Below are 15,005 nucleotides of genomic sequence, written 5' to 3' on the forward strand. Positions count from 1 at the left end.
CCTCAGCTGCAATTGAGACAAAACAAATCTGCTAATATAAAGAGCAAGAGTTCTCCGGTGAAATCATCGTCGTCGATAGCGAATTCAGGTAATCGCAAGAAAGTTTCTTTTTATCAGGGCGATTACGGCATCGGATGGGTGGAGATAAAAAATGTGGAAATAAAAGTCACGGCCGCAGACTCAACTTTGACGCCGCTCGGGGACGATGATAATACCGGCAAACCAAATGCGAGAGTTATAGATTGGACAAAGAGGAACACAACCGATGTCACTGTTACTGTGACCGACATCGAGAATAATCCAGTGCCTGACTATCCATTTACACTAAGTGCGTTTGTTCGTCCAAATTCCGGTGGGCATGACCATAACACAAATCGGCCGACAGGAAAGTTCGTAACGCCGAACAATGACACCCTAGCGACTTTTCAAGGAAGTACGAACGGCGACGGGAAAGCGACCTATGCTTATATTTGTAGCGGCTTCGGAGGAGTGGATTCGATTTTCGTAAAGGGGAAAACCGCCAGAGATATTTCAACTGCAACGATTCTGCTGCAGTTCCCGGGTTTGCAAGAACTAACTGAGGGAGATCACTACGTTCTTGTCGGAAGGACTTCTACCCATGAGATAAATCATTACGGAACGTCGACTACGATATCGAGGTTGAAAGAGTTGGCCGATTCTGCGTATGCTGATTCATCCTGGGTCTTGCAGTACAATGATATGAGCTTGATTAACGGGGGACCATTTGATTATAAGGCAAACTGGAACACGCCGCATCAATTTCATAGAGAAGGGAAGAATACTGATATGCGAATAACAAGTACCGACGGCGATCTCATTTCATCACAATGGTTGCGCGATTTCTTTAAAATCAACAAATATGGAACAGTAGTTGACGAAGACAAAACCACTTCCAATCATCATTTTCATTTAACATTTCAGTGAGGTGAGTAATGGATAAGATTAGAATTGTTGGAATTATTTTATGGTTATGCTCGAATGCATCTCCTTTGTTTTCACAGACTTTTGAGCCGGGCAATAAAATCAAAGTAATTGTCACAGCAACGACGCAACGGGATTCCAGCGCTCAATTGCGGTACTCATATATTGTAACCAGTTTGCCACAAAGTCAACAAAAAGTATGGCAGTTCTATATAATTTCAAGAGTTCCAAGGATTAACATCACCCACAGTCACAACCCCGCAAGATGGAAGTTGGGTTTGCCTGAAGAGAATAGTATTGTTGAGTTGCGATGGGGGACCCCGGGTGGAAATGAAATCCTTCCTGGAAAAAGTCTTTCGGGTTTTCAATTCGATGCTAACGGACTCCCCGGGGTTATCGATTATTATTCTGAAGGATATGCTCCTCCACCAGCCTGGCCAGGAGATGTAGAAGAAGAAAGCATCCCCGGCTACGATGACCTCACGCCATACGGACCCGGTATTGTCGGCAAAACAATTGGGCCAGTCAATCCACCGTCGCCATTTGTTCCTCTTGATTTCCTGGACACCCTCATTTCCTACAAGCATCAATCCGTCACACTCGGCTGGCTGAAGGAGGACAAGACTCACAAGCAAGACTGTGACGAAATAATGAACGGCAGAGACTGGTACAAGAAAGGGGACTTCGAAAAGTTTGGCAAATGGAATCCAGCTAATGACTGGGACTTCGACCATGATTGGAATAACGGAATAGTCAGTGTATTGGATAAGAGATTAGGTAAGGCGAGGGATGATCTCGCTAAGAAAGATTCCGTGAAGGCAAGAAGGGATTTGCAGATATTTGTGATGGAAGTAGAACTGTTGAATAGTCTGAGCAAGAAGCTTGAGGATAGGAAACAGAATCCGATCATGACAAGCAAGGCTTATGCGCTGTTGAAGTATAATGCAGAGTATTTAATAGACAAGTTGCCGGAAGGAAGAGGTAAGAAGTAGAAGGTCATAAGTCAAAATCATGAGAGATCTGCTCCGCAAGTTGACAGCGAGGCGGGCAGACATCTCTACCGATCCATCCCCATGACGTTGCGGAGTGTACCAGGAAACCTTATATTAATACATCACCAACAAAAGGAGTGTTCCATGAAAGCAAAGATCATGCAAGCAATTCTTGCGATTACTTTTGCCGCAATCGTTCTCCCATCCACCGGCGCGGCTCAAAGCGTCCCGATCAACATCGCCTTGTTCAATCCGGTCCAGATATTTTCGGAAAGCCATACGGTAACAGGCCTGCGAATAGACCTTATATACGGCAAGAACGCAGGCATCGCCGGACTTGATTGGGGACTGGTCAACGGGGTCGGTTCTGGCGGCGTTTCCGGACTGCAGTGGGGATTCGTAAACTCAAACGACGGAGATTTCTTCGGCCTCCAGGGCGGGTTCATTAACCTGAGCGATGGAGACGTGCACGGGGTGCAATATGGCTTCTATAATTATGGAGGACATGTGAGCGGCCTCCAGCTCGGCTTCATCAACAATGCCGGGAGCATGAAAGGGATTCAGATAGGACTCATAAACATTATCAAGACCGGCGGATTTATGCCGGTGTTCCCGATCATCAATTGGTCGTTCTAAGATTTATTTGTGGTTGTGTCACAGGCCCCGTCATTGGTGCGGGGCTTTTTTATTTTGGCGGATTCCATGATGCCCTCTTTTTCATGAGAGAGATTGGCAGGAATGCTCTCACATAGATTGAGAGGAAGTCAGCCCTGGAAGTCAAATCTACAATGAATAGCCCAGGGTCACTTCGAACAACGCAGGAGCGACAAGCTGGTATCCCGTCACGTGAGTGAACAAGGGGATTCTCAAGTTTGCGTACAACTGTATTCCCTGGAACAGGTTTGCTTCGATACCCGGAGAAATGTAAATCCTGTCATAACCTGTGTTCGCCGGGTCGGCAGACGGCCCGCTGTCCGAGCTGCGAATTGAAGCTTCAAGCTGCAGCATCGGAACGATCCTGTAAGTCTGCTGAAGGTTGTCGTAGTGGACTCCGACGGTTACATCGAAGCTGTCTCCGGGTCTGTATTCATCCCGATAATTGAACGCATGTTCCCAGAGTACCTGGCCGAACCATCCCCACGTGTCGAGCTGTCTCATCTGGTATGCGCCGAGGAGCAGATCGGTGGTCCCGCTTCCGATCTGTGTGTCTCTGTCCAGCAGGGATTGGTTGAAAGGACCGGTTGGAAGCTTCAGTCCAAACTGGATGGCGGTGGACATGTCTTCGGAGATGCCGGTGTACATCCCCATCACGCGAACGTCGGCAGGCGAAATGTGTTTGACGGAAGCCAGGCCTCCTCCGTCGTCTGTTGTTTCAAAGTAGCGGTTCCAAACGGGAGCTTCGATGATGATTCCCCAATCGCGGCTCAACATGTCCTGCACGCCGAGTGTGTAGAAGCCCGATCTGATCAGCCGATCGTCATTTAGATCCGGTGCGACACTATGCCAGCCGTTCCAATTGTCGTATTGATCCATATAGTCGTAAGTCAGGAAAGCCCGAAGTCCCTCGGAAGTTGCCATCATCCATCTCGCTCCAACGGAGAAGACACTGCATCCGCAAGCGCACGCTGACGAGGGTGCGGGAGACAGCAGTGTCACGATCGCGCCGAAAAGGAGGAGACGTCTCAACTCTTGCGGGAGACGGAATGGTTTGGCCAGGGAAATTTTCATTGCATAATTTCTAACAATCGCATTAAGAATAGGTTCCAATGGAAAGTTAAGAGAGATTCATTTACTCAGCTTGTCCTGTCGGGACGGGATTCTCCTTGGGCAACTTAGGCCACTTTAAATTCAGGGATACGCAAAGCGGTGAAGATTGTTTTCACCACGTCCTGTAAATTTCACGGCTTCCCGAAACATACATGTCCTGAAAACCTTCCATCTTCTTCATGGCTTCCTGCATTTCCTTGCTCGGGTTCTTCATTGACTCCATCTCCTTTTCAAATTCGGCCAGGCTTTCGTATTGTGACACCATGATGACACGGTGGTATTGACCGGTCACGTCGGTCATGACGCTTACTGCGTACGGGTTTGGCGCCATGGCCTCTTTGAACATCTTTGCCACTCTGGAAGCGTTACCCGGTTTGCAGACGAAAATATCGTGTACGATGATCATCTCTTTTGTTTCTCCCTGCTTTTTTTGTGAACAGGTGCTTCAATAGTGAACCCTATTTGATCTCCGTGAGTTCAATTTCCAGGAGTAAGCCGAGGTGTCTCTCTGGAAGACGATACGCAATATTTACTGTCAGATCTCTCTGTTCCTGCCGCCGTATTTAGAGTAACGCATACCTGAGAAGGCAAATTGATTTTGCCCAAATGAATCTGTAAGTTGAAAAAAGGATCCGTGTTTTAGAATCATGAAGAAAAATTTTCGTACCACAAAACCTTCCTCTCAGAAAATCACCGATTCTGTCTACGCTTTTCGCGAGGCTCGCGTTCTCCTTACGGCGTATGAGCTCGGCCTCTTTACTATCATCGGTGATGAACCGAGGCCGTCGGAAGAGATCGCAAGACTGGCAGGAACAAATCCAAGAGCGACCGACAGACTTCTGAATGCACTTTGCGCTTCAGGATATCTGCAGAAGAAAGCAGGCTCGTTCTCAAATACTCCGCTTTCGTCCCGTTTCCTCGTTCGCGGAAAGCCCAACTATTTAGGGGGGCTAATGCATCAGGTTCATCTCTGGAATACTTGGAGCCAGCTGACCGGAGTTATTCGTCGTGGTACGCGTGCGGCCGGGCGAGAACCGGCGAGCGGTGCAGAGTGGCTGGAAGCTTTCATAGCGGCGATGCACATGAGGGCGAAACACCAGGCCTCTCCGATTGTGAAGCTGATCGACCTAAAAGGTGTCAGCCACGTCCTCGATGTCGGCGGCGGCTCGGGAGCGTTTTCATTTGCATTCGTCCGCGCAAAGAGAGAGCTCACCGCGACGGTCTTCGATCTGCCCGGTGTAGTACCTCTCACGCGGGGCTACATTGAAATGGAGGATCTCGGGGATTTGGTATCCGTTGTCGCGGGTGATTACACCGTTGACGCTCTCGGGAAGAATTTCGATCTCGTGTTCATGTCGGCGATCATCCACAGCAACTCCGCACGAACGAACAGGGAGCTATTCCACAAGGCGTTCGAAGCGTTGAATGCCGGCGGGAGGCTGGTCGTTTCAGATTACATGATGAACAATGATCGGACGTCACCTGCAGCGGGCGCGTACTTCTCATTGAACATGCTGGTCGGCACGACCGAAGGCGATACTTACACCGAATCGGAGGTGCGCGGATGGATGGAGGAAGCCGGATTCAGGAAGGTGCGTAGAACGAACACTAACATGGGAGCAGACCTGATGATCGGGACGAAGCCATCGTGATTGCGTTCCATCACAAATAATAATCGAAGGTCGTGGTTCGCGCTATTAGGCGTTCGTCTACGCGAGGCATGCAATGTCACTATTGAAAGAGGCGCTGAAATCCCGTATATGCCTTCAGTGGTATAATCTCAAAGTCGATCAGTCCTTCTTTCACTAGGGGTAAAGTTGATAGGATGGATTGAGCTTGATCTGCACTCGCACATTCGAGGATCAGCACGGCTGAAACTCGATCCGTTCGGAAGTACAATTCCCTTATGACTCCCGCTTGATGAAGCTCCCACGCATGTTCAGCTTCCTTTTTCAATAGCTGATCCGTAAATGAACTGTCCGGAATTCCTTCAACTTCCTTTTCGAGAGCCAAAATCTTCATAAGTTTACAAGGCTTGCTTTATTCCTAAGACTGATACTACGTCCGCCAGAGAGAAGTCCCGCCATGCATCTACATTGTTCCCATGAGCGCGGCATAAAGCGAACCATGGTAGCCTGTCCCGATATGCTCCCGATCGGGAAGCGACCTTTTTCCGCATCTTATGCGACCTTCACAACCTATACGGGAAAAGAAATATCAAGGAGATCATGGGTGCGCTTTCTGCTGTTGATTTGGTAAAGCTTGATGAAATAACATTTGACGTGTGGTGTCTGGTTTTGAGCTTGACTGTGATTGCTGCATTGTCGGCGTTTGCTGATACAGTATTATCTCACTTGGTCGGGGTGCTTTGATCCACGCAACCAGGACGGCAAAGAGGGCTACAAGAACACTTGCCACGCCCGATATTTTTACAAACCGACTCGTTCCAATTACAGAGCGACTCACCATTTGTGAAAGGTCTCGTTCTTCATCTTGCCGCTCAGCAAGACCATCATATCCATGACGTTTCGCAAAAACTCTGCCTGCGCCGGTCAATCTATAATTATTTCCATATTTGTGAAGATAGCTGTCTTTGCAGAGCTCTGCAATTGCCGGTTCAACTGCCTGTCGTCCAGCCTCCACGGATCCCAGAGTGGATGGGTCGCCATCTGCAAGTTGATTTGCAAAATGATGAACAAGATCAAAGTCCATTCCCTTCATTGCGGGAGCGCGGTTAAGACAAAACTCGAGTATTTCATTTGAAAGATTGTCTACGTCTGCATTCATTTTCTTACCTCCTAAGCGAATGTCGCATGACCGCTATGATTATGTTTACGTTATTACCTCCAGTGGTGCACAAAAGAAGTATTACACTTTTCATGTGTTATTATGTGCCCATTTGACTTCCAAATTTATTCCCTGTTTTCGAGAAGTGCAAATATGTTGAACGGTGCCTCGGCGTTATTCCTCAGGGATAACTGGGTATTCGGGTTTTCATTGATTACCGGAAAAATGATGAAAGAAAGGACGGTCAGAGAAAGGCAATACCGCAAGCTATCGATCACATCGAAATAGCAGCGGATCTCCTACGTGTGCTCCTTCTCTTTTTCCTCCGCTCTCTCAATCAAAAGCGGGAAGTTCAATCTTCTGAGTATCAATAGAAGAACTACCACTGAACCTGTTGCGATTGCAGCAAATCCCAGGAGCCCGACACCGCAAAGAACCCCGACTGCAGCAACGAACCAAACCGTGGCAGCTGTCGTCACACCGCGCACGTGGACTCCTCGCTTCACTATTATCCCCGCACCGAGAAACCCGATGCCTACGACCACGTTCGCGATGACAGCAAGGAATCCGCTGTTTCTGGCTACCACGTCGGATAGATTGCCTACAGCTACTATGTAAGGCAGCGAAAGCCCGACTATGGAAAATATGGCTGCGCCAGCCGCAACCAGCATGTCGGTTCGCACGCCCGCTTCCTTGCCGATCGATTCACGCTCCAATCCGATGAGGAGACCTAATAGAATGGCCGCTCCGAATCTAATGAGCATCTCACCTAACGTAAGCATAGATCAATTATAAAATTTCAAGGCTCAAATTCCAATAGTAAATCTGTGATAGAGATGAACTTCCATCAGAGATCCGCCTTTGAGAAGTCTCAAGTGGAAATATTTCAGCTCGTTCGTGGTACAGGTCCCAACTGCAGGAGAAGCGAACTGAGATTTCATCTCTGCTACGATCTCGATTCAAAACAGTGTATCCACAATTGATTGCATGATGTACGTCGGTTTTGTATTTTGTTACCGCAATTTAAATCATTCAAAGCTTCCGGTTCTCGAACAGGATCAGGATGATTCCAATTCGGTGAATTTCGCGGCATCGGAAGCGCCCGAAAGACGCCTTACGGTGAGAATGAAATGAATTGACATATGCTGGAGTAGCTCAGCGGTAGAGCAGCGGTTTCGTAAACCGCAGGTCGTGGGTTCGAATCCCACCTTCAGCTCAACAGATAGAAAGAAGAAACAATACGCGTTGAATTCCAAATCCCAAACACTCTCTGACGATTAATAACCAAGGTGCAGAGAGCTTTCGTTTGTGATTTTATGTCCTGAGTTTTGAATCTGTGCGGAATTTCCGGATTAGAATTTAGAGTTTATCATCGGGTGTTAAATGAAGTATGATGTGGTTGTCATCGGTGCAGGACCTGCCGGTCTCTCTGCCGCAATCGAAGCGAAGGGGAAAAATTTTTCCGTCCTCGTTCTTGATAAAGGCGCCATTGTTAATTCGATTCAAAATTTCCCGACAAACATGACCTTCTTTTCGACCGCGGAGCTTCTCGAGATTGGTGGAATCCCGTTCGTGGCGGGCTCGCCGCACCCGACACGCGTCGAGGCGGTGAACTACTATTCCCGGACCGCAAAGTTTTTCGGAATCGAATTCCGGTTTAGCTCGAGAGTTATTTCTATTTGCAGATCGCGTGATGACTCTGCTTGCTTCACAATAGAAATCAAAAATGAAATCTCTTCGCAGCTTAATTTTATTTCGGCGGATAGGATTATCGTGGCGACCGGCTTCTACGACAATCCGAATATGTTAAATGTGCCCGGCGAAAATCTTCCCAGCGTCTCACATTATTACAAAGAGCCTGGCATCCACTTCGGCGAAAAAGTTATCGTAATCGGTGGGAATAATAGCGCGGTGGAGGCAGCTTTGGACCTGCATAGGCATGACGTCAATGTTACGTTGATTCATCGCAGAGAATGGTTCGGCAAGGGTGTGAAGTATTGGGTCTTGCCGGATATCGAGAACCGAATAAAAAGTGGCGTGATCTCAGCGTATTTCAACTCTCGAGTGGCGGAAATAAAGCCTGATAAAATCATTATCGAGCAGGATGGAACGCGGCATGAAATCGCGAGTGATTTCGTGTATGTGTTGACTGGTTATCATCCGGCGGTGAATTTCCTCAGAGAGGTTGGAATTGAAGTGGATGAAAAGACGGGTGTTCCGAATCATGATCCATCCACTTTCGAGTCGAACGTAAAAGGGATCTTCGTCGCAGGCTCGATAGTGGCAGGTTATGATTGCAATAAAATCTTCATTGAGAACGGCAGGGAACACGGAAAAGTGATAGCCAGGAGCTTGATGAAATGATGCTGTGCATAAAAAAGAGTCTGAGCAGAACCGCCGAGCTCCGTAGGTTCCCATGAAATAATGGTTAATGATATTTTCTCCAATGACTAATTTTTCAGGAACAACTCCCTGCGATCTAAGAAAGACAAATCTATTCGGTAAGACTGAAAAAGAGCTCGAAGAATTCTTCACGGGAATTGGCGAGCCGCCATATCGCGGCAGGCAGATTTTTGGCTGGCTTTATAAGAAACAGGTTGAAAGTTTCGACCGGATAACGGATTTTACGAAATCGCTTCGTTCAAAGCTGTCGGAAATCGCCGAAATAAAATATCCGGAGATCATCGGTGCCGAAGAATCCGGACTTGATGGTACAACGAAATTTCTTTTGCGTCTAGCGGATGGAGGTAAAGTTGAGACTGTATTGATTCCGAAGGAAAAATCCCCGGACGACCAGGGTGCCCCCAGACAGACCATTTGTGTTTCAACTCAAGTCGGCTGTGCACTTGATTGTACGTTCTGCGCAACGGGCTCGATGAAGTTCATGAGGAATCTTACTGTCGGCGAAATTATATCGCAGGTGGTCATCGGCCAGCGGCACACGAAAAAGCGAATTACAAATGTTGTTTTCATGGGGATGGGCGAACCGTTGTTGAACCATGAAGCCGTACTGAACGCGATAAGGGTTTTGACCGACGATAGGTCTATGAACATCAGGGCAAAGGGAATCACCGTTTCGACGGCGGGAGTTGTGGACAAAATTCCATTGCTGGCGGCCGAACCGATAAAATTCCGGCTTGCGATTTCACTCCATAGCCTGGTCGACGAGGTCAGAACCTTCTTGATGCCGATAAACAAAAAGTATAAACTCGAGAGACTTCTTTCCGCCGCAAAGGAATTTGCCCGCGCCAGACGCGACAGGATTACTTTTGAATACATACTCTTTGACGGGCTGAACGACACCGATACAGATGCGGAAAGGCTCATCAAACTTTCGCGGGACATTCCGCTGAAGGTAAATCTTCTGCGTTACCATCCGCTCGACCACCTGAGCAGGCTGGGCTTGAAGGTTGATCCCTTATCGCTTAAACTAAGACCAAGCGGTCGTATCGAAGAGTTTGCGAACAGGCTTCGCGAGAACGGGATCACAGCGTTCGTGCGTTCCAACGCCGGCGAAGATATCAACGGCGCGTGCGGTCAGCTCGCTGCGAAGAATATTCGAAGCCACAAAGCGGCTTAGCCGCACCCAAATAAAGCCATAAGTTATGTACTACCTTGAAAGTCCAAGGATCCCTTTGAAGCAACGATTCTCGAAAGATACGATCAGCGAAGCTCTTGGCGATATCGTTTATTTTTATTAAGCATATTCAATTCTGAAAATTTAAGGACAACTACATGAGGATTATTTTGTTCGGACCCCCGGGAGTCGGGAAAGGAACACAGGCAAAAATTCTTTCCAAAGATTTGAAGATCGTCCATATCGCGACCGGGGACATACTTCGAGAAGCTGTTTCCCGCGGCACCGAACTCGGCAAGAAAGCAAAGGCTTTCATGGATCGGGGCGAACTCGTACCGGACGACGTCGTCATCGGGATCATCCACGACAGATTGAGAGAACGCGACGCGAAGAACGGCTTCATACTGGACGGCTTTCCACGGACGCTTCCGCAGGCGGAAGCGCTGGACAAGGTTTTTGATAAAATGAAAATTAAAATCGACAGGGTGATGAGCATGGAAGTCGATAAGGAAGTCCTGATGAACCGCCTGACTTCCCGAAGAGTCTGCAGAAATTGCGGATCGATTTTCAACCTCCTTGTCGATAAACTCAGTGATTCGAAGTGCACGAAATGCGGAGGGGAAATATATCAGCGCGACGACGATAAGCGTGAGACAATCGAAAGACGATTTGAGGTTTATCAAAACCAAACAAGACCCGTTAAAAATTATTATGGCACAAAGAAAATGCTTGTTGAAGTCGACGGCATTGGCGAAATTGAAGAAGTTACGGGTCGCCTCAAACTGGCGATAGGTTGACGGTTTCGGCCTGTAATTGTTGATTTAGTTCACACGAAATTGTTTCTGGATCAGGTTAACTTTTCAAAAAATCGGTCCGTCCATGGACAAGGAGGAAAAATGTGTAAGGCAATTTTATCGGTATTGTTTGTGATTTCAGGGCTTGCTAATGCACAGGATTTAGGCGGCAATCTCGCAAAAGTGTGGCGGCCTTATGGACAGGCGTACGTAACTCCTGTGGTCAATGCGGTCGGGATGGATATGAATTCCGGCCTTTTTCATACGGCAAAGGTCGGCGGGATTCTCCCGTTCGGGCTGAGCTTTTATGTCGGAGTACAGGTCGGCGGTGCTTTGGTGCCAAGCTCGGACAAGTCGTTTAGTATGGGCTTCGATGACTCGGTTTATATCCCGCTACTAGGAATGGTTCCAAGCCATGATACGGTAATAAACGCTCCGACCATCTTTGGAAGCAAAAATGCAGGGACAATTCAAGAAACCTATACTGACCCGGTTCTCCATACCAGGGTCACTCACAGCGATCCGACTATTGGTGGGCTGATCAACACAAGTATTGCTTTGCTGCCGATACCTCAGGTCGGTCTGGGAAGTCTTTTCGGGACGGACGTACTGGTCAGGTATCTTCCCTCAATGAAACTCGCGAGTTACGGCAAGGTGCAGTTGTTCGGGTTCGGATTGAGACACAATGTCAGTCAGTACATACCTTTGATTCCGATCGACATAGCGGTGCAGCTTGGTTTCCAGAACTTCTCGATAAAGGACACGGCAGGGAATAACTTATTTAAACTTTCCACATTTGCTGCAAATGTAGAAGTGAGCAAGACACTGGCGATTCTCACCGTCTACGGCGGACTTCAGTTTGAGAATTCGAAAGTCAATTTGAATTACACTTTCACTCCTCCCGGCCAGACCGCGGAGACGATCCCGATCTCATTTTCGGTGACCGGCAAAAATAAATTCAGAGCACTCATCGGTTTGAACTTAGGTCTCCTGCCTTTCAACATAAATGTGGATTACAGTGTCGGTGCAGTGAGCGCCGTGACGGCAGGACTGGGAATAGCTATTTAAATTCCATTCGTCGCTGCCTGGGCTGTCTGGTCGTTGAACCTTTCAGCCCTTTTCGTTTGTTGAATAGTATCATGGATCGACATGTGACTACATGAAAGGAGAGGTCTCTTGTTTAGAAGATTGCAGTTAGGAAAAATGGGCAGAGGAGTCTTTGTTATTCCTTTCCTCTTAATCGTGGCGATGGCATACAACCATAACGTCTATGCAAGAGCAAAGGCAAGCAATGCAGCGATCAATCGACGGGGGAGCGGCATTTATCCTGAAAAATTAGCTTTGCCGGGAGTGGTTGTCGTCAAATTGAAACCGGGAGTTGTGGCAAGCATCCAGGAATTACTGAAGGTCCCGGAGCTCGAGGGGAAAATATTGAGAGAAGCCAATCCGCAATCCGTGCAATCGCTGGCAAGAGCACCTAGGATAAGATTGGAAAAATCCTCCGAGCCGTTGAGCAACATTTATTTTCTAAATTACTCAGGCACAGTCACACCCGCTATGGTGGCACAATCGCTGTTGAAGAATCCCGATATCATTTACGCCGAGCCGCATTATATTTATAAAGTTACAAAGACTGAAGTCACACCGAATGATTCGCTGCGTTCGCAGCAGTATGCCCTGACCAATATTCAGGCCTACCAAGCGTGGAATATTACGCAGGGCGATCCAACAGTATCGATCGCCATTGTGGATATCGGCGTCAACTGGATGCATCCTGATTTGTATGGAAATATCTGGCATAACCTCAACTGGCAGAGCGATACGTCCGCCGACTCCATCGGTTGGGATTTCGGCGGCAACAACGGGTTTGGTGACAGCAATCCTGCCGAGGATTTCCCTCCGCCCAGCGAACATGGCACACACGTAGCGGGGATAGCCGCCGCCGTCACAAACAACCACATAGGAATTGCAGGCACGGCACCGAAATGCAAAATAATGGCAGTCAAAACATCTCGTGCCGACATGACTGATCCGTCGTCAGGAGATCCATACATAATCTACGGCTTTGAAGGAATAATTTATGCGGCCGACAAGGGGGCCCGGGTGATCAACTGCAGCTGGGGCGGAGTCGGTTATGTGCAATATGAACAAGATGTAATCAATCAAGCCACTCAGGAGGGTGCGCTTGTCGTTGTCGCCGCTGGCAACGACCACTCGGATGAATTCGAGACTCCTGCATATTATGACAATGTTTTGTCCGTTGCGGCAACAGATGAGAACGACAACGCCACCTACTTCACTAATTACAGTTATAATGTTTCCGTGTCAGCCCCGGGACTCGATATCATCTCAACCTGGGGGACAAACTCATACCAGTTGGAAAGCGGAACGTCGATGGCATCTCCGTGTGCCGCAGGCGTGGCGGCACTTGTCGTGAGCCAGCACCCTGAGTACACGCCGCAGCAGGTCATGGAACAGGTACGCGTCAGTGCAGATAACATAGACGCCATCAATTCTACTTATGTTCATCTTTTGGGTTTTGGAAGGGTTAATGCTTATCGGGCATTGACTGTGACTTCGCCGGGCGTCTTATTCAGCGACATCATGCTCAGTGATTCTGCAGGAGGCAATAACGATGGAACTTTGTCCGATGGAGAAACAATTCAGGTCTTTGGAACTCTCACCGATTGGCTTGCCCCGACATCAAATCTGCAGGTGACCTTGACGACCAGCGATCCTTACGTCACAATCGTTAATGGAAGTGCAACGATCGGTGCGCTCGCGACTAAGGGGACTTATGATTTGAGAAACAGCCCATTGAGCTTCAAGATAAAGAACGGCGTGCCCACCGGTCACGTTGCTCAATTCTTGGTACTTATAAATGATGGCAGCTATAGCGACTACAAAGGATTCACGGCATTGTTTGATCCGACGTTTAACCAGCTAACCGTTAACAATATTGCGACAACAATTACTGCTCGCGGAAATATCGGTTTCAATGATTTCCCGAACGATGCTGAAGGCGTTGGATTCATTTATCTGCCGGACAGTGACAGCCTCCTGTTTGAAGGTGCGTTCATGGCCGGCACGTCGGCCACAAAGGAGGTGGATGTTGCTCGCGATTCCTCCGGCCAGGTAGAGTCTGCGGACTTCAATCCGGATGGAATGGTCGAAGTAAAAACACCGGGAGTTACGGCTGATCAGGAAGCCACGACGGCTTTTAACGACAGCGGTGCCGCTTCCAATCGAGTTGGTATAGATGTTTCATTGCATACTTATTCATATAAAAGAGATTCTACAGGAAACTTCATAATCCTGGAATACACTATTCATAATCTGAAATCGGCCGCGATCAATAATTTTTATGCCGGGCTATTTCTCGACTGGGATATAGGACTTGAAGGAGCAAACAACATTGTTAAGTACGATGGAAATTATCAGCTCGGATACGCATATAACATGGATGGCACTCCCAAAACTTACACCGGGTGTGCTCTGATTGACGGAGCGAGTCCGACGTTCACAGCGATCGATAATGCAGATCAGAACACGGGCACTTATGTAGGTTTCAACAAAGCGAGAAAGTGGGATGCACTTTCAGGTCAGACGGGAATCACCTCCGTCGGGCCGGCAGATATTTCCATGGTCGTCTCGGGCGGCCCTGTATCCATACAGCCGAACTCGAATGCGAAATTGGTTTTTGCCCTTGTCGCGGGTGAAGGCTTGCAAGATCTCAGGAAAGCGGTCAATGTCGCGAGAGAACTATATGGGATTCCAGCCAATGTCACTCCAACGCCCGCTGTTCCGAAGTTCACCAGATTGAATCAAAATTATCCTAATCCGTTTAATCCCACGACGAACATTACATTTGATCTTTCCGCTGATTCGAGAGTCACGGTGGACGTTTATAACGTCATCGGCGAGAAAGTTGCAACGTTGACTGACCATGATTATCAAGCAGGATATAATCACGCATTGACATTTTCCGCAAACAGTTTGGCAAGCGGAATTTATTTCGTTCGACTCACCGCGGTGTCGAGAGCGCAAACATACGTCCAGACAAGAAAAATGGTGGTGCTGAAGTAAGAATATTTCCGAAGGCAGGCTTCAGGATTTCCAGTTAAGTAACTGGTGCGGTAAAGCTTG

Annotated in this window: 15 protein-coding genes and 1 tRNA gene; 10 read left to right on the forward strand and 6 right to left on the reverse strand. The window is 48.0% G+C overall.

The window, feature by feature from the left end; translation table 11 throughout:
* From VLX91_08925 to VLX91_08935, 3 genes are all read left to right on the forward strand, one after another.
* Positions 1-945 (forward strand): hypothetical protein (locus tag VLX91_08925; GenBank protein HUI30328.1); only part of this gene is annotated, 945 nt, incomplete at its 5' end.
* An 8-nt stretch (positions 946-953) separates the two neighbouring features.
* Positions 954-1,934, forward strand: coding sequence for a hypothetical protein (locus VLX91_08930; GenBank protein HUI30329.1), 981 nt, complete (start codon positions 954-956; stop codon positions 1,932-1,934).
* Positions 1,935-2,078: 144 nt separating this feature from the next.
* Positions 2,079-2,570, forward strand: a complete 492-nt coding sequence (locus tag VLX91_08935) for a hypothetical protein (protein ID HUI30330.1) — start codon at positions 2,079-2,081, stop codon at positions 2,568-2,570.
* A gap of 147 nt (positions 2,571-2,717) precedes the next feature.
* Here the strand turns inward: VLX91_08935 and VLX91_08940 are convergent, their stop codons facing one another.
* Both VLX91_08940 and VLX91_08945 read right to left on the reverse strand, forming a co-directional pair.
* Positions 2,718-3,662 (reverse strand): hypothetical protein, encoded by a 945-nt coding sequence (locus VLX91_08940; protein ID HUI30331.1) that lies wholly within the window; start codon positions 3,660-3,662, stop codon positions 2,718-2,720.
* A 151-nt stretch (positions 3,663-3,813) separates the two neighbouring features.
* Complete coding sequence (locus VLX91_08945; protein HUI30332.1) at positions 3,814-4,107, reverse strand: hypothetical protein; 294 nt, start codon at positions 4,105-4,107, stop codon at positions 3,814-3,816.
* A 241-nt stretch (positions 4,108-4,348) separates the two neighbouring features.
* Between VLX91_08945 and VLX91_08950 the strand changes: the two genes are divergently transcribed.
* Positions 4,349-5,353: a methyltransferase gene (locus VLX91_08950; protein ID HUI30333.1), complete on the forward strand. Its 1,005-nt coding sequence runs from the start codon at positions 4,349-4,351 to the stop codon at positions 5,351-5,353.
* A gap of 79 nt (positions 5,354-5,432) precedes the next feature.
* Here VLX91_08950 and VLX91_08955 read toward each other — a convergent pair whose 3' ends face one another.
* The 4 genes from VLX91_08955 to VLX91_08970 all read right to left on the reverse strand — a co-directional run bounded on the left by VLX91_08955 (position 5,433) and on the right by VLX91_08970 (position 7,429).
* On the reverse strand, positions 5,433-5,723 hold the full coding sequence (locus tag VLX91_08955) for a muconolactone Delta-isomerase family protein (protein ID HUI30334.1): 291 nt from the start codon (positions 5,721-5,723) through the stop codon (positions 5,433-5,435).
* A gap of 204 nt (positions 5,724-5,927) precedes the next feature.
* Positions 5,928-6,488: a hypothetical protein gene (locus VLX91_08960; GenBank protein ID HUI30335.1), complete on the reverse strand. Its 561-nt coding sequence runs from the start codon at positions 6,486-6,488 to the stop codon at positions 5,928-5,930.
* A gap of 299 nt (positions 6,489-6,787) precedes the next feature.
* On the reverse strand, positions 6,788-7,270 hold the full coding sequence (locus VLX91_08965) for an MgtC/SapB family protein (GenBank protein HUI30336.1): 483 nt from the start codon (positions 7,268-7,270) through the stop codon (positions 6,788-6,790).
* A 24-nt stretch (positions 7,271-7,294) separates the two neighbouring features.
* Positions 7,295-7,429 carry a hypothetical protein gene (locus VLX91_08970; protein ID HUI30337.1) on the reverse strand — a complete coding sequence of 45 codons (135 nt, stop codon included), beginning with the start codon at positions 7,427-7,429 and terminating at the stop codon, positions 7,295-7,297.
* Between the two features lie 203 nt (positions 7,430-7,632).
* On the opposite strand from VLX91_08970, the gene VLX91_08975 reads away from it, so the two are divergent.
* From VLX91_08975 to VLX91_09000, 6 genes are all read left to right on the forward strand, one after another.
* Positions 7,633-7,704 (forward strand) — tRNA-Thr (locus tag VLX91_08975).
* 167 nt (positions 7,705-7,871) lie between these two features.
* Complete coding sequence (locus VLX91_08980; protein HUI30338.1) at positions 7,872-8,852, forward strand: YpdA family putative bacillithiol disulfide reductase; 981 nt, start codon at positions 7,872-7,874, stop codon at positions 8,850-8,852.
* An 82-nt stretch (positions 8,853-8,934) separates the two neighbouring features.
* A complete protein-coding gene (gene rlmN / locus VLX91_08985; GenBank protein HUI30339.1) occupies positions 8,935-10,068 on the forward strand; it encodes a 23S rRNA (adenine(2503)-C(2))-methyltransferase RlmN in 1,134 nt (377 codons plus the stop codon).
* Between the two features lie 155 nt (positions 10,069-10,223).
* Entirely contained in the window at positions 10,224-10,862 is a 639-nt protein-coding gene (locus tag VLX91_08990; GenBank protein ID HUI30340.1) for an adenylate kinase, read from the forward strand.
* 99 nt (positions 10,863-10,961) lie between these two features.
* Positions 10,962-11,927, forward strand: a complete 966-nt coding sequence (locus VLX91_08995; protein ID HUI30341.1) for a DUF6588 family protein — start codon at positions 10,962-10,964, stop codon at positions 11,925-11,927.
* A gap of 108 nt (positions 11,928-12,035) precedes the next feature.
* Complete coding sequence (locus VLX91_09000; GenBank protein ID HUI30342.1) at positions 12,036-14,945, forward strand: S8 family serine peptidase; 2,910 nt, start codon at positions 12,036-12,038, stop codon at positions 14,943-14,945.
* Positions 14,946-15,005: the final 60 nt, after the last annotated feature.

The sequence above is a fragment of the Candidatus Acidiferrales bacterium genome, from assembly GCA_035515795.1.
Lineage (GTDB): Bacteria > Bacteroidota > Ignavibacteria > Kryptoniales > JAKASW01 > JAKASW01.